At 68.8% G+C, this 20835-nt stretch carries 21 protein-coding genes; 13 read left to right on the top strand and 8 right to left on the bottom strand.

All coding sequences use genetic code 11. The annotated features are described in order from the left end of the window. Position 1: 1 nt before the first annotated feature. Complete coding sequence (locus ACYVHG_RS06675; RefSeq protein ID WP_461166618.1) at positions 2 to 1186, bottom strand: alpha/beta hydrolase-fold protein; 1185 nt, start codon at positions 1184 to 1186, stop codon at positions 2 to 4. A 127-nt stretch (positions 1187 to 1313) separates the two neighbouring features. Between ACYVHG_RS06675 and ACYVHG_RS06670 the strand changes: the two genes are divergently transcribed. Further along, positions 1314 to 2399, top strand: a complete 1086-nt coding sequence (locus ACYVHG_RS06670) for an isochorismate synthase (RefSeq protein ID WP_461166617.1) — start codon at positions 1314 to 1316, stop codon at positions 2397 to 2399. On the opposite strand, the gene ACYVHG_RS06665 is transcribed toward ACYVHG_RS06670, so the two are convergent. After that, positions 2360 to 3010 (bottom strand): TetR/AcrR family transcriptional regulator, encoded by a 651-nt coding sequence (locus tag ACYVHG_RS06665; protein WP_461166616.1) that lies wholly within the window; start codon positions 3008 to 3010, stop codon positions 2360 to 2362. The genes ACYVHG_RS06670 and ACYVHG_RS06665 overlap by 40 nt on opposite strands. An 88-nt stretch (positions 3011 to 3098) precedes the next feature. Between ACYVHG_RS06665 and ppk2 the strand changes: the two genes are divergently transcribed. From ppk2 to ACYVHG_RS06650, 3 genes are read left to right on the top strand one after another with little or no spacing between them, the layout of a single operon-like run. After that, positions 3099 to 4037 (top strand): polyphosphate kinase 2, encoded by a 939-nt coding sequence (gene ppk2 / locus ACYVHG_RS06660; protein WP_461166615.1) that lies wholly within the window; start codon positions 3099 to 3101, stop codon positions 4035 to 4037. Positions 4038 to 4091: 54 nt separating this feature from the next. Further along, positions 4092 to 4958 (top strand): hypothetical protein, encoded by an 867-nt coding sequence (locus ACYVHG_RS06655; RefSeq protein ID WP_461166614.1) that lies wholly within the window; start codon positions 4092 to 4094, stop codon positions 4956 to 4958. After that, positions 4955 to 5794: an alpha/beta fold hydrolase gene (locus ACYVHG_RS06650; protein WP_461166613.1), complete on the top strand. Its 840-nt coding sequence runs from the start codon at positions 4955 to 4957 to the stop codon at positions 5792 to 5794. The genes ACYVHG_RS06655 and ACYVHG_RS06650 overlap by 4 nt, the downstream gene beginning before the upstream one ends. Positions 5795 to 5868: 74 nt before the next feature. Here ACYVHG_RS06650 and ACYVHG_RS06645 read toward each other — a convergent pair whose 3' ends face one another. After that, the gene (locus tag ACYVHG_RS06645; RefSeq protein ID WP_461166612.1) at positions 5869 to 6561 is read right to left on the bottom strand and encodes a L,D-transpeptidase family protein; all 693 of its coding nucleotides are present in this window, start codon (positions 6559 to 6561) and stop codon (positions 5869 to 5871) included. A gap of 65 nt (positions 6562 to 6626) precedes the next feature. Between ACYVHG_RS06645 and ACYVHG_RS06640 the strand changes: the two genes are divergently transcribed. Next, on the top strand, positions 6627 to 7064 hold the full coding sequence (locus ACYVHG_RS06640; protein ID WP_461166611.1) for a DoxX family protein: 438 nt from the start codon (positions 6627 to 6629) through the stop codon (positions 7062 to 7064). On the opposite strand, the gene ACYVHG_RS06635 is transcribed toward ACYVHG_RS06640, so the two are convergent. Beyond that, positions 7052 to 7357 (bottom strand): thiamine-binding protein, encoded by a 306-nt coding sequence (locus ACYVHG_RS06635; protein WP_461166610.1) that lies wholly within the window; start codon positions 7355 to 7357, stop codon positions 7052 to 7054. The genes ACYVHG_RS06640 and ACYVHG_RS06635 overlap by 13 nt on opposite strands. Then, positions 7354 to 9453, bottom strand: a complete 2100-nt coding sequence (locus ACYVHG_RS06630) for a prolyl oligopeptidase family serine peptidase (RefSeq protein ID WP_461166609.1) — start codon at positions 9451 to 9453, stop codon at positions 7354 to 7356. The genes ACYVHG_RS06635 and ACYVHG_RS06630 overlap by 4 nt, the downstream gene beginning before the upstream one ends. Here ACYVHG_RS06630 and lpdA point away from each other — a divergent pair. Both lpdA and ACYVHG_RS06620 read left to right on the top strand, forming a co-directional pair. Then, positions 9442 to 10830 carry a dihydrolipoyl dehydrogenase gene (gene lpdA / locus ACYVHG_RS06625; protein ID WP_461166608.1) on the top strand — a complete coding sequence of 463 codons (1389 nt, stop codon included), beginning with the start codon at positions 9442 to 9444 and terminating at the stop codon, positions 10828 to 10830. The genes ACYVHG_RS06630 and lpdA overlap by 12 nt on opposite strands. 18 nt (positions 10831 to 10848) lie before the next feature. After that, on the top strand, positions 10849 to 11712 hold the full coding sequence (locus ACYVHG_RS06620; protein ID WP_461166607.1) for a hypothetical protein: 864 nt from the start codon (positions 10849 to 10851) through the stop codon (positions 11710 to 11712). A gap of 44 nt (positions 11713 to 11756) precedes the next feature. Here the strand turns inward: ACYVHG_RS06620 and ACYVHG_RS06615 are convergent, their stop codons facing one another. After that, positions 11757 to 12299, bottom strand: a complete 543-nt coding sequence (locus ACYVHG_RS06615) for a carboxymuconolactone decarboxylase family protein (protein ID WP_461166606.1) — start codon at positions 12297 to 12299, stop codon at positions 11757 to 11759. A 10-nt stretch (positions 12300 to 12309) separates the two neighbouring features. Continuing rightward, on the bottom strand, positions 12310 to 13710 hold the full coding sequence (ramB, locus tag ACYVHG_RS06610; RefSeq protein ID WP_461166605.1) for an acetate metabolism transcriptional regulator RamB: 1401 nt from the start codon (positions 13708 to 13710) through the stop codon (positions 12310 to 12312). A 405-nt stretch (positions 13711 to 14115) separates the two neighbouring features. Between ramB and aceA the strand changes: the two genes are divergently transcribed. The 3 genes from aceA (at position 14116) to ACYVHG_RS06595 (ending at position 17230) form a co-directional block, all read left to right on the top strand. Beyond that, positions 14116 to 15408, top strand: coding sequence for an isocitrate lyase (gene aceA / locus ACYVHG_RS06605; RefSeq protein ID WP_461166604.1), 1293 nt, complete (start codon positions 14116 to 14118; stop codon positions 15406 to 15408). 156 nt (positions 15409 to 15564) lie between these two features. Continuing rightward, positions 15565 to 16434, top strand: a complete 870-nt coding sequence (locus ACYVHG_RS06600; protein ID WP_461166603.1) for a 3-hydroxybutyryl-CoA dehydrogenase — start codon at positions 15565 to 15567, stop codon at positions 16432 to 16434. 43 nt (positions 16435 to 16477) lie between these two features. Continuing rightward, the gene (locus ACYVHG_RS06595; protein ID WP_461166602.1) at positions 16478 to 17230 is read left to right on the top strand and encodes a class I SAM-dependent methyltransferase; all 753 of its coding nucleotides are present in this window, start codon (positions 16478 to 16480) and stop codon (positions 17228 to 17230) included. Positions 17231 to 17363: 133 nt separating this feature from the next. On the opposite strand, the gene ACYVHG_RS06590 is transcribed toward ACYVHG_RS06595, so the two are convergent. Then, entirely contained in the window at positions 17364 to 18215 is an 852-nt protein-coding gene (locus ACYVHG_RS06590; RefSeq protein ID WP_461166601.1) for a polyphosphate kinase 2 family protein, read from the bottom strand. 178 nt (positions 18216 to 18393) lie between these two features. Here ACYVHG_RS06590 and ACYVHG_RS06585 point away from each other — a divergent pair, with 178 nt between their 5' ends. The 3 genes from ACYVHG_RS06585 to ACYVHG_RS06575 all read left to right on the top strand — a co-directional run bounded on the left by ACYVHG_RS06585 (position 18394) and on the right by ACYVHG_RS06575 (position 20777). After that, complete coding sequence (locus ACYVHG_RS06585; protein WP_461166939.1) at positions 18394 to 19620, top strand: DUF445 domain-containing protein; 1227 nt, start codon at positions 18394 to 18396, stop codon at positions 19618 to 19620. Between the two features lie 81 nt (positions 19621 to 19701). Further along, a complete protein-coding gene (locus tag ACYVHG_RS06580) occupies positions 19702 to 20115 on the top strand; it encodes a helix-turn-helix domain-containing protein (protein ID WP_461166600.1) in 414 nt (137 codons plus the stop codon). Beyond that, on the top strand, positions 20112 to 20777 hold the full coding sequence (locus ACYVHG_RS06575) for a heparin-binding hemagglutinin (protein ID WP_461166599.1): 666 nt from the start codon (positions 20112 to 20114) through the stop codon (positions 20775 to 20777). The genes ACYVHG_RS06580 and ACYVHG_RS06575 overlap by 4 nt, the downstream gene beginning before the upstream one ends. Positions 20778 to 20835: the final 58 nt, after the last annotated feature.

Here is a 20835-nt window from a genome sequence, read left to right as displayed (position 1 = left end):
GTCACCGCAGCGCGGTCAGGGCCGCGCACAGGTCCCGTACCAGAGCGTGTCGCCAGCCCGCGCAGTCGTGACCGGCAGGGGAGACCTGCGTGTGCACGTCGGCGCCGCACCGGCCGGCGAGATCGGCGACGGCCTCGATGTGCCGGTGCATCCGCGGTTCGGCGGCACCGGTATCGAGGAACAGCCGCAGGCCGCCGAGATCTGCCCCCGCTTCGAGGCGCTCGGCGATCTCCCCACCCGCCGGTCCGGCGAGCGGATCCCCGCTCGGTGGTGCCGGCCACCAGAACGCTCCGGATTGCACAGCCGCCGCGCGGAGCAGACCGGGGTGGTCGAGTGCGGCCCGCAGGACCGACAGCCCGCCCAGGCTCTGCCCGGCGGCGACGACGGTGCTGCGGTCGGCGGGTCCGCTCTCGGCGACCAGGTCGAGCAGTTCCCCGATGATCGCCCGCCACAGTGCCCCGCCGGTGAACTCGGCTTCGCGATCGGTCGCCGGGACGATCACGAAGGTGGCGTCCGGGATACGGCCGTCGGCGTGCGCCGCGTCCAGGGCGGGCGCGATCGGGTGCCGGAACAGCCAGTCGTCACCGTCGAGCAGGATCGCCACCGGGCCGCCCGTCCCGGTGCGGTGCACTCGCACCGTCCGGCGGTTGCCGAGAATATCGCTGCGCCAGCGGATCCGGGGCCGCGGTAGGGGTTCGATCCGGTCCGGTGTGCGCGGCGGCCAGTACGGCTGGGGTGCGGCGTCGGGCGCTACCGCCAAGGACCGTCCCGGCCCGGCGCTCTCCTGATTGTGCGGATCAGCGCTGTCGGAGGCGGGCGCGGCGGAGGGCTCGTCCTCGAACCAGTACGTCTGCCGATGGCCGGACGGCAGGTGGAACGTGGTGAACCAGACAGCGGCGCCGGGGACCGTAGGATCGCCCAGGACAGCAGGCGCGTCCGGGACAGCAGGGTCGGCGGGGGCACCGGAGAGCCGCCGCAACGGCACGGGGCCTCGCTCGCATTCGCGGCGAAGCACACCCGCGGTGGCCCGCAGGACCAATGCGTCGAAGCCGCCGTCGGTCCTGATGAACACCGGAGTTCCGTGCTCGACCAGTGCGTTCCAGAACTCGGGGGTTCCGGGGACTGCGGTGATGCCGGCGGCGCGGAGCGCAGCCACTGCGGTGCGGTCGTGGGGATCGGAAGACACACCGGACGGTATCACTACCTAAGGATAGGGTTGGCTTTGTATCGGCCACGGGGTGTTGTCGGATGCCGGGACGGCGACCCGATGCGGCAGAGTGGAGAGCACCGATCGGATTGTTGGAGGTGCTGCGATGACCCGGCCCGCTGCGCGGCCGCACTTCATGCTGGCCGCAGCCGGGCATCGGCTGGCGGCCCGCGGCACCGAGGACGTCTTCACCGATCCGCACGCCGCAGCCGATGCGCTGCGCTCGGGCGGGGCATCGTCGGTGGTGGGGGCGCTGCCCTTCGACCTGACCGGGCCCGCCGCCCTGACCGTGCCCGAGTGGTTCGGGCCCGCCGAGGCGCCCCGGACCGCTGAACTGCCGCGGCTTCGCCGCACAGCCGAACATCCCGCACCCGAAGTGCACCTCGACCGGGTGCGCCGCGCGATCGCGGTGATCGAGAGCTCCGACCTGCGCAAGGTGGTGCTGGCGCGGGCGCTGGACTTCACCGCCGACGACGACATCGATCCGCTGGTGCTGGCCGCCGCCCTGGAGGCCCGGGACCCGCAGGGCAATGCCTTCGCCGTCGATCTCAGCGCGGCCGGCGAAGGCTGGCGCGGCCGCTGGCTGGTGGGATCGAGTCCGGAGATCCTGGTCCGGCGGGTGGGAGCGGATCTGTACTGCCACCCCTTCGCCGGCACCGCGACCTCCCCGGACGGGTTGCTCGATTCGGCGAAGGACCGCGAGGAACACGCCTACGTGGTCGACGAGATCGCCGCCGCGCTCGCGCCGCTGTGCGCCGAACTCGACGTGCCGGCCCAGCCGTCGGTGACCCGCGCCGGACCGGTCTGGCACCTGGGCACCCCGATCTCCGGCCGGCTCGCGGACCCGTCGACCACCGCCCTGGACCTGGCACTGGCACTGCATCCCACCGCCGCCGTATGCGGCGTGCCCCGGCCCGCAGCCGCTGCGGCGATCGCCGGCCTGGAGGGTGAACGCGGCTTCTACGCCGGCGCCGTCGGCTGGACCAGCGCCGACGGTGACGGCCACTGGCGGGTCGGGATCCGATGCGCACGACTGGACGGGGCGAACCTGCGTGCCTACGCAGGGGGCGGCATCGTCGGTGCCTCCGATCCGCTGGCCGAACTCGCCGAGACCGCGAACAAGCTGCGGACAGTGCTGGGGCCGTTCGAGATTCAGGCTCCCACGAACGCCCGGTACATCGCCGAGCCGTAGAACCGCCCGATCCGCTCGGAATCGCCGCGCCACTGCGGGCCGGCGTCCTCCGGTCGGTCGGCCAGCATCGATCGCACCGCCGCCTCGCAGCCGGAGACGAACAACTCCATCAGCAGTGGCACCTTCGCGTCGATGTCACGCACGTCCCACCAGCGGTCCAGCGCCGGACGGATCCACGCCTGCGCGTGCTCGGTGACGATCGCACGGGCGGCCCGAAGGCGGTGCGCGACCTCCGGATCGGTTCCGCCGGAGAACAACAGCTGCCAGGTGTCGATCCGCTCGTTGACCACCGCGAGCAGACTGCGGAAACCGTCGATGAAGACGGTCTCCGGATCGTCACCGCGGGTGCTGTGCAGCGATTGCAGCACGTAGGTGGTCAGGATGGTGGTCTCACGGTCGAGCAGTTCGCTGATCAGGGCCACCCGATCGGGGAAGCACGAGTACACCACCGGGCGTGTGACCTGCAACTTCTCGGCGACGGTACCGATCGTCACACCGGCCAGGCCATCCCGGACGGCGATCTCCAGTGCGGCGTCGAGCACGTGGGGTCGACGCTTCTCCGGGCCGAGGTGTTCGGCTCGGCGCCGGGTGCGATGGGTGGTCTCGGGCACCGGTGGGAGTTTACCGGTGCGGCCGCACGAACCACCGGTTCATGTGCAGTTCACCGAGCGGACTCGGTTTGCAACTAGCGTGCGCAGGGTGATTGATCTTGATCTGCCGGTGGGAATCGACCTCAGTAGCGTCAGCGGCCGCGAGGCGCTGCAGAAGATCGTGGACCTGCGGGCGACCGAGGGTTTCGCGGTCAACGACGACGATGACGACGACCCGGTGCTGCTGACGCCCGAACGGCACGTCGTGGACACCTGGCGCGAGGGCTACCCGTACTCCGAGCGGATGCCCCGCTCGGAGTACGAGCGCGACAAGCGGCTGCTGCAGATCGAACTGCTGAAGCTGCAGCGGTGGGTCAAGGACACCGGCCAGCGTCTGGTGATCGTCTTCGAGGGGCGCGACGCCGCGGGCAAGGGCGGAACCATCAAGCGCTTCATGGAACACCTCAACCCTCGTGGCGCGCGGGTGGTGGCGTTGGTCAAGCCCACCGAGCGCGAGGCCGGCGAGTGGTACTTCCAGCGGTACATCGACCACTTCCCGACCAAGGGCGAGATCGTCCTGTTCGACCGCTCCTGGTACAACCGCGGCGGCGTCGAGCGGGTCATGGGCTTCTGCTCCGACGAACAGCACGAGCGCTGGGCGCACCAGGTGCCGCTGTTCGAGAAGATGCTGGTCGAGGACGGACTGGACGTGACCAAGTTCTGGTTCTCGGTGACCCGGCTCGAACAGCGCACCCGCTTCGCCATCCGGCAGATCGACCCCGTCCGGCAGTGGAAGCTCTCCCCGATGGACCTGGCCTCGCTGGACAAGTGGGACGACTACACCGCCGCGAAGGAGGAGGTGTTCGCCGCCACCGACACCGACTACGCGCCGTGGACGGTGGTCAAGAGCAACGACAAGAAGCGGGCGCGGCTCAACGCCATGCGTCACATCCTCAGCAAGTTCGACTACGACAATAAGGACTACGACGTGGTCGGCGTACCGGACCCGCTGATCGTTGGCCGAGGTAAGAACCTTCTCAGCGACTGATCCGGTGCCGGGAGTGGGGCGGGAACCGTCGGCCCGTCGAGTAGCGTTGACGCCGTGCGCTCTCTGACGGCTTTCCTCCTCGTGCTCGTGGCGATCGTCGCCACGTTCGTGGCGGTCCCCGCCAACTGGGCCAAGCAGACGGTCCTCGACCGCGGCGAGTTCATGGCGCTGATGGAGCCCCTCGGCCGTGACCGCGGTGTGCAGGACGCGATGACCCAGGAGATCGCCCAGCAGGTGCAGCGGCTGCTCACCGAGCAGGGCGACGTGCGGCCCCCGCTCGATGCGATCACCCCGTACGTCTCCGAGTACGCCCACGGTCCGAAGTTCCCCGGCACCTTCACCGAGGCCGTCGGGCAGGTCCACACCTGGCTGCTGGTGCGGCCCACCGACGAGCAGCGCCTGCGCGGCGCGACCACCGCCGAGATCGACCTGGCGCCGATGATCCGCGACGTGGCCGCCGCGAACGACGTGAAGGTGCAGGTCCCGCAGCGGGTGACCATCGACCTCTCCGGGACCGGTGCGAACCGGGACCTGTTCCGCGCCGGACGGTACGCGGCCGCCGCGGATCTGATCCGTCAGGCCGCGTGGATCGCCCCGATCGTCGCGGTGGTGGCCGCACTGCTCGCGCTGTGGGCGGCGCGGCGCCGCGGAATGATGCTGTTCTACCTGGGGCTGGGGGCTGCGGTCGCGGCCGGAGTGACCTGGGTGCTGTGCGTCGCGGCACCGTCGTACGTGGCCGGGCGGGGCGGCACCGGCGGATTGAGTCCGACGGTGCTCGACGCCGCGATCGGGCAGGTCACCAAGAGCCTGACCCCGTGGATCGTGACCGAGGCGGCGATCGGCGGCGCGATCGCGCTGATCGGACTGATCTTCGGTGGTCTGGGCGCGATCGCTGCCCGCCGCGCGGAGACCCGCTGGTGACCTCCCCGGCCCGTCGGCCCACCGTCGCGACGCTCACCTACCGCGACGGCACCACAAACCCGGTGCGGATCTTCCGTGGGCCGGAGCCGTCGGCGCCGGTGGTGATGATGTGGCCGGGTGTGAACGTGCCCGCCGGATACTTCGACGACCTCGGGCGCGCGCTGGTGGACGCCGGGTACAACGCGGTCGCCGCCGAGCACCGCGGGCAGGGCGACTCCCGGCCGCGCGGCGCTTCCGGTGGGCACGGCTTCCAGGACGTGGTGGTCGAGGACTACCCCGCGGTGTCCGCGCTGGTCCGCCAGAAGTTCCCCGACGCACCACGGATCCTGCTCGGGCACAGCCTGGGCGGGCTGATGGGCGTGATGTACGCGGCGCGGGCCCGGCGCAATCTCGCCGGGCTGGCGCTGATCGCCTGCGGCACCGGCTACCACAAGCTCGACGGCCTCTCCGGGACGGCGCGGCGGATCGGCACCTCGGTGGCAGCGCGTGCCGCTGCCCGGCGCGGCCACTGGTCCGGCCCGGACGGCTTCGGCGAAGTGCCCCGGGGCATCGTCCGCGACTTCGACCATCTGGTGAGTACCGGCGATTTTAACGTCGACGGTGCCGACGTCGATTACGAGGTCCGGCTGGCCGGTACGCGGACCCCGGTGCTGACAGTGGCCGTCGCCGGTGATGAGCTGGTCAGTGATCGGCAGTCACGGTTCGTGGGGGAGAAGTTCCCCGCCGGATCGGTGACCCATGAGCGGATCGCCGAGCCGCTCGGGCACAACCAGTGGGTGGGGTCACCGGAGTTCGTGGTTCCGGTCCTGGACCGCTGGATCCGCACCCTTGAGTGAGGAACAACTTCCGAAGCGTTCTGCGGTGAAACGGCGGTCTCCGGCCGCGGAGTGCGTCGAAGGGAGCTCGCCGGTCAGCTCGCGAGACCGGTGACCAGCACCGGGTTGTGTGCGGGTGCGAGCCATTTGAGCAGCGTGACCATTCCCTCTTTGCTGATCGAGACGCAGCCGAGCGTGGGATTGCCGTCGCTGACGTGCAGGAACATGGCGCCGCCCTTACCCGGGGTGTGGGTGGGGTTGTTGTCGAAGTGCACCGCGTAGTCGTAGACCGGCCCGGCATCGTAGAGATTCTCGCTCTCCGGGCCGGGGCTCTGCGGCTGGACCACCATGCGGTCGTACGTGGGGGAGGCGACGTTGCCGTCCCACCAGTGCTGATCGGTCACCTTGGTGTACGGCAGCGTGGTGCCCGGATTGTCCAGCCGGCCGAATGCCAGATCGAGTTCGAAGACTCCGTACGGGGTGCGCGGGACACCGTCCTTGCCCTCGCCGATCCCCTGCTGGCCGACCTTGCCCGGCACCGGTCCGTAGACCTTGGACCAGCCCTGCGCGAGCAGCGCCCACGCCGAGACCTGCACGTCGGTCGCGGTGAACGACGGCGCCGCCACCGTGATGACTTCGCGGGCCGTCGGTGCGGCCGCGACTGCCGCGTCGAGCAGCGCCTTGTCGGCGTCGGCGGCCGCAGCGTGCGGCACCGTCATCGACGAGACGACCGCCGCAGCGGGAACCGTAGCCAGCCCCACCAGTATCTGGCGTCTCTTGAGCAACATGCGTCACAGTATTGCACGGGGTGCTCCGGCCCGCAGCGACGCGATGGATCGGTACCGTGGTGTCAATGGAGCGGATGCGGGACTTCTGGTTGTTGGCGGCGCGGGTGAGCGTCGGAGTGATGTTCTTCATCAGTGGCTGGGGTAAGGCCGCCAACCCCGCCAAGTTCACCGCCGACTTCACCGCCTGGGGTATCCCGGAGCCTGCGCTGGCCTCCACCATCACCGCGTGGGCCGAGCTCGTCCTGGGCGCGTTGCTGGTACTGGGCCTGCTCACCCGCGTCGCCGGGCTCGGCCTGGCGGTGACGATGATCGGCGCGATCTACTACTCGACCTGGCCCACCGCCGTGGCGGCATCGACCACTGTCCCCGGCTTCCTCAGTCACTTCTTCTACAGTTCCGAGTGGCTCCTGCTACTGGTACTGCTCGGCATCGTCGGCAGCGGACCGGGGCGTGTGGCTGCGGACGAGCCACTCGGCGTGGAGGCCCGGCTTCAGCGCAGGTGACGCTCCACCCGCTCGACCTTGCCGCTCAGCTCACCACTGCGGCCCGGCCGGATATCGCACTTGACCACCAGCGATACCCGCGGTGCCGTCTCGGCGAGGCGATCGACGCACGCCTTGATCACCGCCATCACCTCGTCCCACTCGCCCTCGATGTTGGTGAACATGGAGTTGGTCTCGTTCGGCAGGCCACTGGCCCGCACGATCGCCACCGCTTCGGCGACCGCAGCCGCGACGCCGCCGTCGCCGGACTCATCCGCACCACCCATCGGGCTGATCGAGAACGCCGCGATCATCGCTGCTCCCGACCGTCGCTCAGCTCGCGCCACAGGAACTCGTACGCGAGAGCGGATTTGAACGCGGCCTGCTTGTTGTCGGCGGCGCCGCCGTGCCCACCCTCGATGTTCTCGTAGTAGTCCACCTCGATGCCGTGCTCGCGCAACGCGGCGACGAACTTGCGCGCATGCGCGGGGTGCACCCGGTCGTCACGGGTGGAGGTGGTGACCAGCAGGGCGGGCAGATCCCCGGGTTCGCCCGGACCGTCGGGCAGGTTCTGGTACGGCGAGTACTCGCTGATGAACGCCCACTGCGCGGGATCATCCGGATCGCCGTACTCCGCCATCCACGATGCCCCCGCCAGCAATTGGTGGTAGCGCCGCATGTCCAGGAGCGGCACCTGACAGACGATGGCGCCGAACAATTCCGGGTAACGGGTGTACATCACGCCCATCAGCAGCCCGCCGTTACTGCCGCCCTGGGCGCCCAGTTGCTCGCGAGTGGTGATTCCGCGCGTCACCAGATCCCGCGCCACCGCCGCGAAGTCCTGATACGAGCGCAACCGGTTCTGCTTGAGCGCGGAGGTGTGCCAGCTCGGCCCGTACTCGCCGCCGCCGCGGATGTTCGCCAGTACGTACACCCCGTCCCGCTCGATCCACGACGCCCCGGAGACCGGCGTGTAGTCCGGGGTCAGCGAGACCTCGAAACCGCCGTACCCGTACAGCAGCGTCGGTCTCGGTCCGGGCGCCGCGTCCGGCCCGCGTCGGCCCACCACGAAATAGGGGACCTGCGTCCCGTCGTCGCTGGTAGCGAAGAACTGCTCGACGGTGACCCCGTCCGCGTCGTAGAAGGCGGGCGCGGACTTCAGTGGAGCCACCGCACCGCCGGCGAATCCGTGCAGCAGGGTCGGCGGCAGGGTGAAACCGCTCGCGGTGGCCAGGATCTCGTCACCCTCACGCGGATCGGTGTAGTACACGCCGATCTCCGCCAACTCCGGGAAACCCGTCGTCCGGACCTCCTCCCAACTACCGGGTGTGAGCGTGTGCAATTCCGAGCGCACATCGCGCATCGTCTGCAGCAGCAGGTACGACTTGGTCCAGGCGAACCCGGCCAGAGCGGTGTGCGCATCCGGTGTGAAGACGGTGTCGTACTCGCGCGAGCCGGACCGGTAGGAGTCGAAGTCGAAGGCCACCAGCGAACCCGGTTCGACGGTGCCGCCGGGCAGCTCCCACGCCGTCTTCGGGCGCACCATCAATCGGGACTCGTGGACGTCGGCGTCGGCGTCGGAGGGCACGTCGATCCGCTCCAGGGCCAGCGTCTGCGGATCGAGAAGATAGAACTCGCGGTTGTGGAAGTCGATGGCGCGGTTGACGAAATGCCGCTCGAAACCAGGGGTGTCGTCGTATCCGGCACCCACCGCGACATCGGACGGATGTCCCTCGAAGACGGTGTCCGCATGCCCGATCGGAGTACCGCGCCGCCACCGCTTGACGATCCGCGGGTACCCGGAGTCGGTGAGCGAGCCGGCGCCGAAATCCGTGCCCACGTACACGGTGTCACCGTCGATCCAGGAGATCCGGGTCTTGGCCTCCGGGAGCTCGAAGCCGTCGGCGACGAACTCGCGGCGGGAGATGGAGAACTCGCGCACCACGGTTGCGTCGGCCCCGCCCCGCGAGAGCGAGACCAGCGCGCGGTCGTAGGGCTCACCGTCGGGGGAGACCGACCGCAGGACGGCGGCGCCGTGCCACACCCAGTTCTCCTCCTCCGCGGTGCGGAGTGCGTCGACGTCGATCACCACGTCCCACTCCGGCGACTCGCTCCGGAAGGACTCGAGAGTGGTGCGCCGCCACAGGCCGTAGGGGTGCTCGGCATCGCGCCAGAAGTTCCACAGGTACTCGCCGCGGCGCACCGGATACGGGATGCGCTGGTCGGTGTCGAGGATGGCCAGGGCGCGCGACTCGAGTTCGTCGAACCGGGGGCCGGCCAGGCGGGAGGTGGTGGCCTCGTTCATCGCGCGCGCCCAATCCAGGGCAGTGGCGGATTCCACTTCTTCGAGCCATGCGTACTGGTCCATGGACTCCACACTAGGGCTAGGCTGAAAGCCGTGGCTGATCACTTTGACACTGTTGTACTCGGCGCCGGCCCAGGAGGCTACGTCGCCGCTATTCGCGCCGCCCAACTCGGGCAGAAGGTCGCGGTCATCGAGGAGAAGTACTGGGGCGGTGTGTGCCTGAACGTGGGCTGCATCCCGTCGAAGGCACTGCTCAAGAACGCCGAGCTGGCGTACACCTTCCACAACAAGGCGCAGCTGTTCGGCATCTCCGGTGACGTCTCCTTCGACTTCGGGGCGGCGTTCGACCGCAGCCGCAAGGTCAGTGAGGGCATCGTCAAGGGCGTGCACTACCTGATGAAGAAGAACAAGATCACCGAGATCAACGGGTGGGGCACGTTCGTCGATGCGCACACCATCTCCGTGGGCGATCGGACGATCACCGGTGAGAACATCATCATCGACACCGGTTCGACGGTGCGCCTGCTCCCCGGCGTGCAGCTCTCGGACAACGTGGTCACCTACGAAGAGCAGATCCTCACCCGCGAGCTGCCCGAGTCGATCGCCATCGTCGGCGCCGGCGCGATCGGCATGGAGTTCGCGTACGTCCTCAAGAACTACGGCGTGGACGTGACCATCATCGAGTTCCTCGACCGTGCGCTGCCCAACGAGGACGCGGACGTCTCCAAGGAGATCGCCAAGCAGTACAAGAAGCTGGGCGTGAAGCTGCTGACCTCCACCAAGGTCGAGTCGGTAGACGACCAGGGCGACAAGGTAGTGGTCAAGTACACCGGCGCCGACGGCTCCGGAGGCGGCGAACTGACGGTGTCCAAGGTGCTCATGAGCATCGGCTTCGCCCCGCGCGTCGAGGGCTACGGTCTGGAGAAGACCGGGGTCGAGCTCACCGAGCGCGGCGCGATCGCGATCGACGACCACATGCGCACCAACGTGCCGGGTGTGTACGCGATCGGCGACGTCACTGCGAAGCTGCAGCTCGCGCACGTCGCCGAGGCGCAGGGTGTGGTGGCCGCCGAGACCATCGCCGGCGCCGAGACCCAGACGCTGGGTGACTACCGGATGATGCCGCGCGCCACGTTCTGCCACCCGCAGGTCGCCTCCTTCGGCCTCACCGAGCAGCAGGCCCGCGACGAGGGCTATGACGTCAAGACCGCGACCTTCCCGTACTCGGCGAACGGGAAGGCCCAAGGACTCGGCGACGCCGTCGGCTTCGTCAAGCTGGTCTCCGACGCCAAGTACGGCGAGCTGCTCGGCGGCCACCTGATCGGCCCCGACGTCTCCGAACTGCTGCCCGAGCTGACACTGGCGCAGAAGTGGGACCTGACCGTCAACGAGCTGGCACGCAACGTGCACACCCACCCGACGCTGTCGGAGGGCCTGCAGGAATCGATCCACGGACTCGCCGGCCACATGATCAACCTGTAACTGTCTCCACCGTTCACGTTGACCACAACCCGCTCGGTGCGCATCGGCGCTCTGCTCCATGCCGCCGGGCGGGTTGCCCTGTCTGTGGCCATGGTCGCCTTCGGGATGGTCAAGGTGATTCCCACGCAGTTCATCGCGTACACACTTCCCGGTGCACTGCTGGAACCGGTCGCGGACCTCAGCGACCGCTCCTTGCTGTGGACGTTCATGGCGGCGTCGTCCCCGTACACCGTTGCCACCGGTGTCGTCGAGGTGATCGGTGGAATCCTGCTGGTGTGGCGGCGCACCGTTCTGGCCGGTGCAGGGGTGTCCACCGTCGCGATGACCCAGGTTCTCCTGCTCAATCTCACCTACGACGTCCCGGTCCTGTTCCCGCCTGCTGCGATGCTCGCGTGCGCGGTCGCTCTGACGGTGCCCTGGTGGCCTCGGTTGTGGGCGCTCGTCTGCGGTTCTGCGGTGCCCGCAGCGCCGGAATCGTGGGGGTGGAGTCGAGGCCGGGCACACGCGGTACACCTCATGGTGCTGGCGGCCGTCGCTGTGGCGATGGGGGTGAACGGTGCCCGCACGCACCGCGACTACACCCAACGGCTCTCCGGGTTGGACGGGCTGTGGTCGATCGCCGAGTTCCGGGGCGCTGGTCCGCGGTGGCACCGGCTCGCCGTCGAGGCACGTCCGGTCAGTACCGCACTGATAGTCGAGGTCGATGGTGGTGTGCTCCGCCGGATCCCGGCGCGCACCGTCGATGGCGGCATCGTCGCCGACGGCCTCGCGCTTGCGCGGTCAGACGAGGGCGCGGTCGTCGAGGGAACCTGGAACGGTGCGCCCGTGCTGATTCGACTGAAGCCGGAGCCGTTGCGTACGCCTCTACGTGAGTTCCGCTGACGCTGGCCGCGTTCGCACCGAGCAGCGCGGGACCGCCATCCCGCTCAGCGGGAAACGTCGTCGGGTGAATGCTCCGGTTCGATGCCGAGGACGTCGATCGTGGTGGCCAGGCCGTCGTAGTTGGTCGCCAGCATCACGATCTCCACCAGCCGCCGCTCGTCGTAGAACTGCGTCAGGGCGGTCCAGGTGGCGTCGGAGACGGACTTGCGCCCGACGATCTCGGTGACCGCCGCCAGCAGGGCGGCGCTGCGCGGGTCCCAGCCCGTACCGTCGAAGATCCGGTCGAACTGGGTGGCGGTGAGCCCGGCCCGCGCCCCGATCCGGCGGTGATGGCCCAGCTCGTAGGCATTGCCGCGCAGGTGTGCGACTCGCACGATCACCGTCTCCGATTCGGCCCGGCGCAGCGCACCGAAGGGCATCAACATGCCGGAGTAACCGAGCCAGCCCAGGAACAGGCGCTTCGTGCGACCGAGCGTTGCGAACAGGTGCATGTCGTCCGCGCGCACCGCCCGCGCACCGATCCGCGCGATCGCGTAGTTGATCGGTCCGAGCCGGCGCAGTCCGCCGGGAGTCACGCGCGGTGTCATGGCATCGACGCTACTGGACCAGGTACGGCGAGGCCGTCGACCTGTGCTCATCGATGTCGAGGTTCTTGCCGATCGCCGGGAAGGCGCGCTGCGGGCACCCCGCCCGCTCGCACACCCGGCAGCCGGCGCCGATCGGGGTGGCCTCGGGTTCGGCCAGATCCAGGCCGCGCGCGTAGACCAGACGATGAGCGTGCCGCAGCTCGCACCCGATCCCGATGGCGAAGGTCTTGCCGGGCTGCCCGTACCGCGCGGCCCGCCGCTCGACGGTGCGGGCCACCCACAGGTAGTTGCGTCCGTCGGGCATCTCGACGATCTGCGTGATGATCTTGCCCGGCCAGGCGAAGGTCTCGTAGACACTCCACAGCGGGCAGGTGCCGCCCGAGGCGGAGAAGTGGAACCCCGTCGAACTCTGGCGCTTGCTCATGTTGCCGGCGCGATCGACCCGGACGAAGGACAGCGGCACTCCGCGCAGGTTCGGACGCTGGAGCGTCGAGAGCCGGTGCGCGATGGTCTCGTAGCTCACCGTGAAGAACGACGAGAGCCGTTCGATGTCGTACTGGAACTCCTCGGCCGCGCCGTGGAAGCGGGTGTACGGCAGTACCACCGCCGCAGCGTAGTAGTTCGCCAGGCCCAGCCGGGCGAGCCGTCCGGCCTCCTCGGAACCGAAGCCGGCACCGTCGACCAGTTCCTCGATCTCCCGGCCGCACTCGAGGTAGGCCAGCTCGGCGGCCATCTTGAAGACCTGCTGCCCCCCGGACAGGTGCCGGTTGATCTCCAGTACGCGGGTGCGCGGGTCGTAACGGTGCAGCACCGTCTCACCGAGGTCGACGCGCTGGCGGATGGAGACGTTGTGCACCGCCTCGAGGCGGGTCACGATCTCCGCGCGCACATCCGCGCTGTGCATGCGCATCCGTGCGGTCAGTTCCTCGGCTGCGGTATCGAGCTCGTGGAAGTAGTTCTGCCGCTGGTAGAAGAAGTCCCGCACCTCCTCGTGCGGGTTGGGGATGGCGCCGCGCGCACCGGGGTCGTTGCGGCCGTCGGTCACCTGGGCGAGCTGATCGGCCGCTCCCAGGTACCGACGGTGCAGCGCGACCATCGCGCGGGCGAAACCGGGGTGATCGCGCGCCAGCTCGGAGAGCTCGTCGGTGCTGGTCGGTGCGTCCACGTCCATCGTGACCTCGCGCAGCTCGGCGATCAGGCGAGTCTGGTCCTGGGTGTTGAAGAAGGAGGTGTCCACGCCGAAGACGTCGGTGATCTTCAACAGCACCGGCACGCTCAGCGGACGCACGTCGTGCTCGATCTGGTTCAGGTACGACGGCGAGATCTCCAGCGCTTCTGCCAGAGACGCCTGCGAGAGCCCGCGTTCCTTGCGCAGGCCGCGAAGGCGAGCACCCACGAAGGTCTTGGACATGGCGCGAATATTAGCGCCGGAAGCCCAGCTACCGGTCGGTTCGGGCACCCTTCGCAGCACTTGGCAGTGAAGTGCATCACACAACGACGCCGATGGTGCCCGTGATCCGACGGTGCGGCCCGGTCGCCGGCTCCGCACGGTCCGGCGACCCGCCCCGGCAAACTCCCAGTACGGGCGTACTTTTTTCGCGGGTTCTCGAACCGGGACTTCGCAAGATTAGCAAGATCGGTGCGCTTTCGTGGCTTGCTTTGGCATCGGGTAGGCCCTTGGCCTGCGGCTTTAGCTGTGGCACAGTGATGTCGGGCGCAACGCCGGAAGTGTGAAGCGGGTTAGCGATCAGCCTCTCTCGCCCGCCGCCGGTGGCCTAATAGATCCACTATCGACGCAACGAAGAACGGGGAGCCAATGAGCACCGTCGGACAGCCGAGGACCGCCGCAGAGATCCAGCAGGATTGGGACACCAACCCGCGGTGGAAGGGCATCACGCGCGAGTACACCGCTGAGCAGGTCGCCGAGCTGCAGGGCAGCGTCGTCGAGGCCAACACGCTCGCGACCCGCGGCGCGGAGATCCTGTGGGAGGGCGTCACCAAGGGCGACGGTTCCTACATCAACGCTCTGGGTGCCCTCACCGGCAACATGGCCGTGCAGCAGGTGCGCGCCGGCCTCAAGGCCATCTACCTCTCCGGCTGGCAGGTCGCCGGTGACGCGAACCTCTCCGGACACACCTACCCGGACCAGTCGCTGTACCCGGCCAACTCGGTGCCGTCGGTCGTGCGTCGCATCAACAACGCCATGCTCCGTGCCGATGAGATCGCGCGCGTCGAGGGTGACAAGTCGGTCGACAACTGGGTCGTGCCGATCGTGGCCGACGGCGAGGCCGGTTTCGGTGGCGCCCTGAACGTCTACGAGCTGCAGAAGGCCATGATCGCCGCGGGTGCCGCCGGTACCCACTGGGAGGATCAGCTCGCCTCGGAGAAGAAGTGCGGCCACCTCGGTGGCAAGGTGCTCATCCCCACCCAGCAGCACATCCGCACCCTGACCTCGGCCCGCCTGGCCGCCGACGTGTCGAACACGCCGACCGTGGTGATCGCGCGCACCGACGCCGAGGCCGCCACCCTGATCACCTCGGACGTCGACGACCGCGATAAGCCGTTCGTGACCGGTGAGCGCACCGCCGAGGGCTTCTACAACATCAAGAACGGCATCGAGCCGTGCATCGCCCGCGCCAAGGCCTACGCGCCGTACGCGGACATGATCTGGATGGAGACCGGCGTTCCGGACCTCGAGGTCGCGAAGAAGTTCGCCGAGGGTGTCAAGGCGGAGTTCCCGGACCAGCTGCTGTCCTACAACTGCAGCCCGTCCTTCAACTGGAAGCAGGCCCTGGACGACGCGACCATCGCCAAGTTCCAGAAGGAGCTGGGCGCGATGGGCTTCACCTTCCAGTTCATCACCCTGGCCGGCTTCCACGCCCTCAACTACTCGATGTTCGACCTGGCGCACGGCTACGCCCGCGAGGGCATGACCGCCTACGTCGACCTGCAGGAGCGCGAGTTCGCTGCTGAGGAGCGCGGCTACACCGCCACCAAGCACCAGCGTGAGGTCGGCGCCGGCTACTTCGACCGGATCGCCACCACCGTCGACCCGAACACGTCCACCGCGGCGCTCAAGGGCTCGACCGAGGAGGGCCAGTTCCACTAGGAACTGTTCCCGCCGCCGAAGGCGGATCCAGCGCGACCACAGGCGGCCCGTGACTATCGTCGCGGGCCGCCTGTCGCGTAGGCGGGCACCGTCTGGGCGCACCCCAGCGGGGTTACCCTCGTCCCACTTGAATCTGTTGTCACGTTAGGGAATTTCATGAGCGAAGTAGTTTCGCGCGTCGGTGTCGTCGGCGCTGGTCAGATGGGTGGCGGCATCGCGGAGGTGTCGGCACGGGCCGGCGCCGACGTGCTGGTCTGGGAGGCCACAGAGGACCTCGCCGCGGCCGGCCGCACCCGCATCCTCGCCTCGCTCGATCGCGCCGTCTCCTCCGGGAAGATCACCGAGCGCGAACGGGACCAGGCCGCCGAGCGGTTGACCTTCACGACCGACCTCGCCGATTTCGCCGACCGGCAGCTGGTGGTCGAGGCGATCGTGGAGAACGAGGCGGTCAAGGCCGAGGTCTTCGGCAAGCTCGACGAGGTGGTCACCGACCCCGACGCCGTGCTCGCCTCGAACACCTCGTCGCTGCCGATCCAGCGGATCGCCACCGCTACGAAGAACCCCGGCCGGGTGCTGGGGCTGCACTTCTTCAACCCGGTTCCGGTGCTGCCGCTGGTCGAGGTGATCAGTTCGCTGTCCACCTCCGAGGCCGCCGCCGAGCGCGCCGAGCAGTTCGCCTCCGAGGTACTCGGCAAGCAGGTCGTGCGTGCCACCGACCGGTCCGGGTTCATCGTCAACGCGCTCCTGGTGCCGTACCTGCTCTCCGCGATCCGCATGTACGAGTCGGGCTTCGCCACCGCCGAGGACATCGACAAGGGCATGATGCTCGGCTGCGCGCACCCGATGGGCCCGCTCAAGCTGGCCGACCTGGTGGGCCTGGACACGGTGAAGTTCATCGCCGACGCGATGTACGCCGAGTACAAGGAGCCCACCTACGCCGCGCCGCCGCTGCTGCTGCGACTGGTGGAGGCCGGTTACGTGGGCAAGAAGTCAGGTCGCGGGATCTACCAGTACCCCGCGAAGTAGCGTCCCCGGCGCGGGAGCGTCGACGGCGCGTTAGCGTTGCGGCATGACCACCGCACTCGACCGTGCAGAGGCACTGCTCGATCCCGCACGGATCGGACGCGCCCCCGATCGCACCCGCGGCTACCTCGACGTTCTCGCCCCTGAGAGCGCGAGGCCCGCGGGGCTGGGCAACGTGCTGATGCAGAATCCGGCGCTGGCCGCGGTCTACGAGAAGGCGTGGCGGCCGGCGTTCACCCGGCTTTTCAGCCTCGGTGGGACCGGCACGATGAGTCGCCAGGAGGTACTGCTCGACGAGCTGGTAGGCCGTGGTGAGCAGCGGGTCCTCGATGTCGCCTGCGGACCTGGCCTCTACACCAGGCCGCTGGCCCGCAAACTCACCGGCGACGGTGTCGCCATCGGACTCGACGTCTCCGAGCCGATGCTCGCTCGCGCCGTCCGCGACAACTCCGGCGACCACGTGGCGTACGTCCGTGGCAGCGCGTTGGAACTGCCCTTCGCGGACCGGACCTTCGACACCGTCGTCTGTCTGGCCGCGCTGTACCTGATTCCGGCGCCGCGGCTCGCGGTCCGGGAGATCTGCCGGGTGACCCGTGGCGGTGGCCGGATCGCCCTGTTCACCTCCCTGCAGACGCCGCTGACCTCGGTCTTCGGTTCCTCCACTGCGGAGCGGATATCGGGATTCCGGTGGTTCGGGCGCGAGGAGGTCACCGGCTGGCTGCGGGAGAGCGATATGGCCGACATCGACCAGGTGATCAGCGGCCAGGGCCAGTTCGTCACCGCCCGCCGCCCTGCCTGAGCGTCCCGGCCTTCCCTAGCGGGGCGCCGCGCTCCCCACGGATCTGGACGGGGGGAGGGCATGGTCGGGCTGGGGAGCGTGCGTCCCGCTAGGGAGTACGACGGTGACGGCTGCGGTCGGACGGGCGCGGCGGTCAGGCGCCGGCGAGCCGGGCCTTCTCGGCGTCGACGTCGAAGTCGGCGGGAGGCCAGTCGAGGTCCAGGCCCTCCAGAGCCTCGATCAGCAATTCGGTGACCGCGACGCGGGCGAACCATTTGCGGTCGGCGGGGATCACGTGCCAGGGGGCACCGTCGGTGCTGGTGCGGTCGAGCATGTCCTGATAGGCCTGCTGGTACTGGGGCCACAGGGAGCGCTCGTCGAGATCGCCCGGGTTGTACTTCCAGAACTTGTCGGGCCGATCCAGGCGCTCGGCGAGGCGCTGCTTCTGCTCGTCCAGGGAGACGAACATCGCGCACTTGACCACCGTCACGCCGGACGAGGCCAGATCCTCCTCGAAGCTGTTGATGATCTCGTAGCGCGGCTCCCACACCGACTGCGGAACCAACTCGTGCACGCGCACCACCAGCACGTCCTCGTACTGCGAGCGATCGAACACGCCGATCTGCCCACCCTTGGGCACCTGTCGGTGGATCCGCCACAGGAAGTCGTGCGCGAGTTCCTCCGGTGTCGGTTTGCCGAACGACGCCGTGTGCACGCCCTGCGGGTCGACCATCCCGATCACGTGCCGGACGATGCCGCCCTTGCCCGCGGTGTCCATCCCCTGCAGCACCAGTAGCACCGAGCGGTGGTCACCGGCGCGGCCGTTGGCGTACAGCAGCTCCTGCAGCTGCGAGAGCCGTTCACCGCGTGCCACCATGAGTCGTTCGCCGAACTGCTTGTCGCCGTCGAAGCCGGGGCGGGCCGAGGTGTCGATCTCCGAGACCTGTGTCCCGGGGCGCCAGCGCAGGGCCTCGGACGCGGAGGTTTGCCAGCCGTCGTTCGCCATTCCCCAACCCTAACCATCGAAGTCCCCGGACTTCGGGCAAGATCGAATCGTGACGGTGTTTACATCCCCGGGGTCTCCGCGCCACGCCGCGGCGACCTCGCAGTCCGTACCGCCCGCGAGCCCGGCCGTCGGCCCGTTCGGCACGCCGGACGAGCAGAAGCGGCGCGATCTGCGGAAGATGAAGGCGGTCGCGCTCGGCTTCCTCATCGGTGCGGCCATCATCTACCTGGTCTGCGAGTACCTCGACACCAAGGGTGCCGGGCTCGCCATCGCCGGACCGTGGGTCGGCTACGTCAAGGCCGCCTCCGAGGCCGGCATGGTGGGCGGGCTGGCCGACTGGTTCGCGGTGACCGCGCTGTTCCGGCATCCGCTGGGCCTGCCGATCCCGCACACGGCGATCATCAAGCGGAAGAAGGACCAGCTCGGTGATGCCCTCGGTGGCTTCGTCCAACAGAACTTCCTCACCCCCGATGTGATCGCCGAGAAGGTCGGATCGCTCGAACTCAGCGGCCGTGTCGCCGGCTGGATGTCGGACCCGGCGAACTCGCAGCGGCTCGGTGGCGAGGCGGCCAAGTTGGTCAAGGTGATGAGTGAGGTGCTGCGCGACGAGGACGTCGAGGCGGTACTCAACAGCACCATCATCAAACGGCTCGCCGAACCCGAGTGGGGTCCGCCCATCGGCCGCCTGGTCGAGACCCTGCTGCAGGAGCAGCGACAGCTCCCGCTGATCAACCTGCTCTCCGAGCGGGCGCACCACTGGGCGCTGGGAAGCCAGGGCGTGATCGACAAGATCGTCGACACCGACGGTCCGCAGTGGTCCCCGAAGTTCGTCAACTCGCTGCTGGGGGAGCGGATCTACCGTGAACTGGTGGAGTTCACCTGGAAGGTGCGCAGCGATCCGGACCACGAGGTGCGGCAGGCCATGAGCACGTTCCTGTGGGACTTCGCCTCGGATCTGCAGCACGATCCGCGGACCATCGCCAAGGTCGAGGGGGTCAAGGCGGAACTGATGGGCCGGGAGGAGGTGCGCACCGCGGCGCAGGCCGCGTGGCGGGCCGCCAAGCGGACGATCGAGGCCTCGGTCGAGGACCCCGACTCCACGCTGCGGGAGAAGTTCAGCGAGTCCGCGGCCCGGTTCGGGGTACGTCTGCGCGACGACCCGGAGTTGCGCAACAAGGTGGACTTCTGGGTGGACCGGTCCGTGCGGCACCTGGTGGAGAACTACGCCGGCCAGATCACCTCGATCATCACCGACACCGTCGCCCGCTGGGACGCCGAGGAGGCCTCGAAGAAGATCGAGCTCCAGGTGGGCCGGGATCTCCAGTTCATCCGGATCAACGGCACCGTCGTCGGTGCCATCGCGGGCCTGGTGATCTACACGATCACGCAATTGATGTTCGGGTGAAGACAGGTTGCTAACAAACCGCTTGCAAGAGCTAGCACTAGCTGTTAGCGTGGAATCAGCCGCGCAGACGGGAGACCGGGAATGACGAGCGATCAAGAGCCCGGCGGTGATTCCGCGAAATCGGGCTCGGACATCGGCGAGTTCATTCGGGCGCAGCGTCTCGCGGCAGAGGTGTCCATCCGGCAGTTGGCCGAGCGGGCGGGGGTGTCCAACCCGTATCTCAGCCAGATCGAACGAGGGCTCCGCCGACCGTCCGCCGACGTGCTCGGGCAGATCGCCAAGGCACTGCGGCTCTCGGCCGAGGTGCTCTACGTGCAAGCCGGGATCCTCGAGGAGCGTCCGGAATCCCCGGTACGCGATGCGCTGATCGCGGACACGGCCATCAACGAGCGGCAGAAGCGGGCTCTGCTCGACATCTACGAGAGCTTCCGCCGTGAGAACGAGACTGAGATCTCGCGGGATCGGGATCCAGAACTGAAGGAGAACCTGCCATGACCGAACAGAACACCCTCGAAGACCTCAAGACCCCCCTGTTCGCCGCCCTGGGTGCCGGCGACTACGCCTACGAGGCCGTGGCCGAGGTCGTGGAGAAGCTGCGCGACGCCGCCACCGACGCCTCCAAGGACTTCCAGACCCGCGTCGAGGAGGCCCAGGCCAAGGTCGGCGATGCCGCCGACACCGCGCAGACCAAGCTGACCGAGGCTCGCGACGGCCTGCCCAAGGACGTCGACGAGCTGCGCGCCAAGTTCACCGCCGACGAGCTCCGCAAGGTGGCCGCCGCCTACATCCAGGTCGCCACCGACATCTACGAGTCGCTCGCCGAGCGCGGCGAGACCGCCTACGAGCGGATCAAGACCGGATCGGTGATCGAGGACGCCACCGGTCAGGCCACCAAGGCCTACAACTCCGCCGTCGAGCTCACCGAGTCCTCGCTGGGCCAGGTCGCCTCGGCCACCAAGCAGGTCGGCGAGCGTGCCGCCAAGCTGGTCAACCGCGCCGGCGACGAGGTCGCTCAGGTGGCCGACGATGCCCAGGCCGCTGCGAAGAAGGCCTCGGACGAGGGTGCCGCCGCGGTGAAGAAGACCGCCGACAAGAGCGCCGCCGCCGTCAAGAAGGCCGCCCCGCGCAAGGCCGCTCCCAAGAAGGCCGACTCCTAAACAGGGCGGAACCGAGCGTCGCACCCCACGGGGTGCGTCGTCCGGGCACCACCGGAGC

It is taken from the genome of Tsukamurella serpentis, from assembly GCF_054780975.1.
Note: the sequence above shows the minus strand (reverse complement) of the source record. Positions and strands in the feature narration are given on the sequence as shown.

Coding starts and splice junctions, on each gene's coding strand:
- ACYVHG_RS06575 (WP_461166599.1), top strand. CDS start 20,112: ATGACCGAACAGAACACCCTCGAAGACCTCAAGACCCCCCTGTTCGCC.
- ACYVHG_RS06635 (WP_461166610.1), bottom strand. CDS start 7,357: ATGATCGCGGCGTTCTCGATCAGCCCGATGGGTGGTGCGGATGAGTCC.
- ACYVHG_RS06585 (WP_461166939.1), top strand. CDS start 18,394: ATGAAGGCGGTCGCGCTCGGCTTCCTCATCGGTGCGGCCATCATCTAC.
- ACYVHG_RS06645 (WP_461166612.1), bottom strand. CDS start 6,561: ATGTTGCTCAAGAGACGCCAGATACTGGTGGGGCTGGCTACGGTTCCC.
- ACYVHG_RS06640 (WP_461166611.1), top strand. CDS start 6,627: ATGGAGCGGATGCGGGACTTCTGGTTGTTGGCGGCGCGGGTGAGCGTC.
- ACYVHG_RS06580 (WP_461166600.1), top strand. CDS start 19,702: ATGACGAGCGATCAAGAGCCCGGCGGTGATTCCGCGAAATCGGGCTCG.
- ACYVHG_RS06670 (WP_461166617.1), top strand. CDS start 1,314: ATGACCCGGCCCGCTGCGCGGCCGCACTTCATGCTGGCCGCAGCCGGG.
- ACYVHG_RS06590 (WP_461166601.1), bottom strand. CDS start 18,215: ATGGCGAACGACGGCTGGCAAACCTCCGCGTCCGAGGCCCTGCGCTGG.
- ACYVHG_RS06600 (WP_461166603.1), top strand. CDS start 15,565: ATGAGCGAAGTAGTTTCGCGCGTCGGTGTCGTCGGCGCTGGTCAGATG.
- aceA (WP_461166604.1), top strand. CDS start 14,116: ATGAGCACCGTCGGACAGCCGAGGACCGCCGCAGAGATCCAGCAGGAT.
- ACYVHG_RS06615 (WP_461166606.1), bottom strand. CDS start 12,299: ATGACACCGCGCGTGACTCCCGGCGGACTGCGCCGGCTCGGACCGATC.
- ACYVHG_RS06595 (WP_461166602.1), top strand. CDS start 16,478: ATGACCACCGCACTCGACCGTGCAGAGGCACTGCTCGATCCCGCACGG.
- ramB (WP_461166605.1), bottom strand. CDS start 13,710: ATGTCCAAGACCTTCGTGGGTGCTCGCCTTCGCGGCCTGCGCAAGGAA.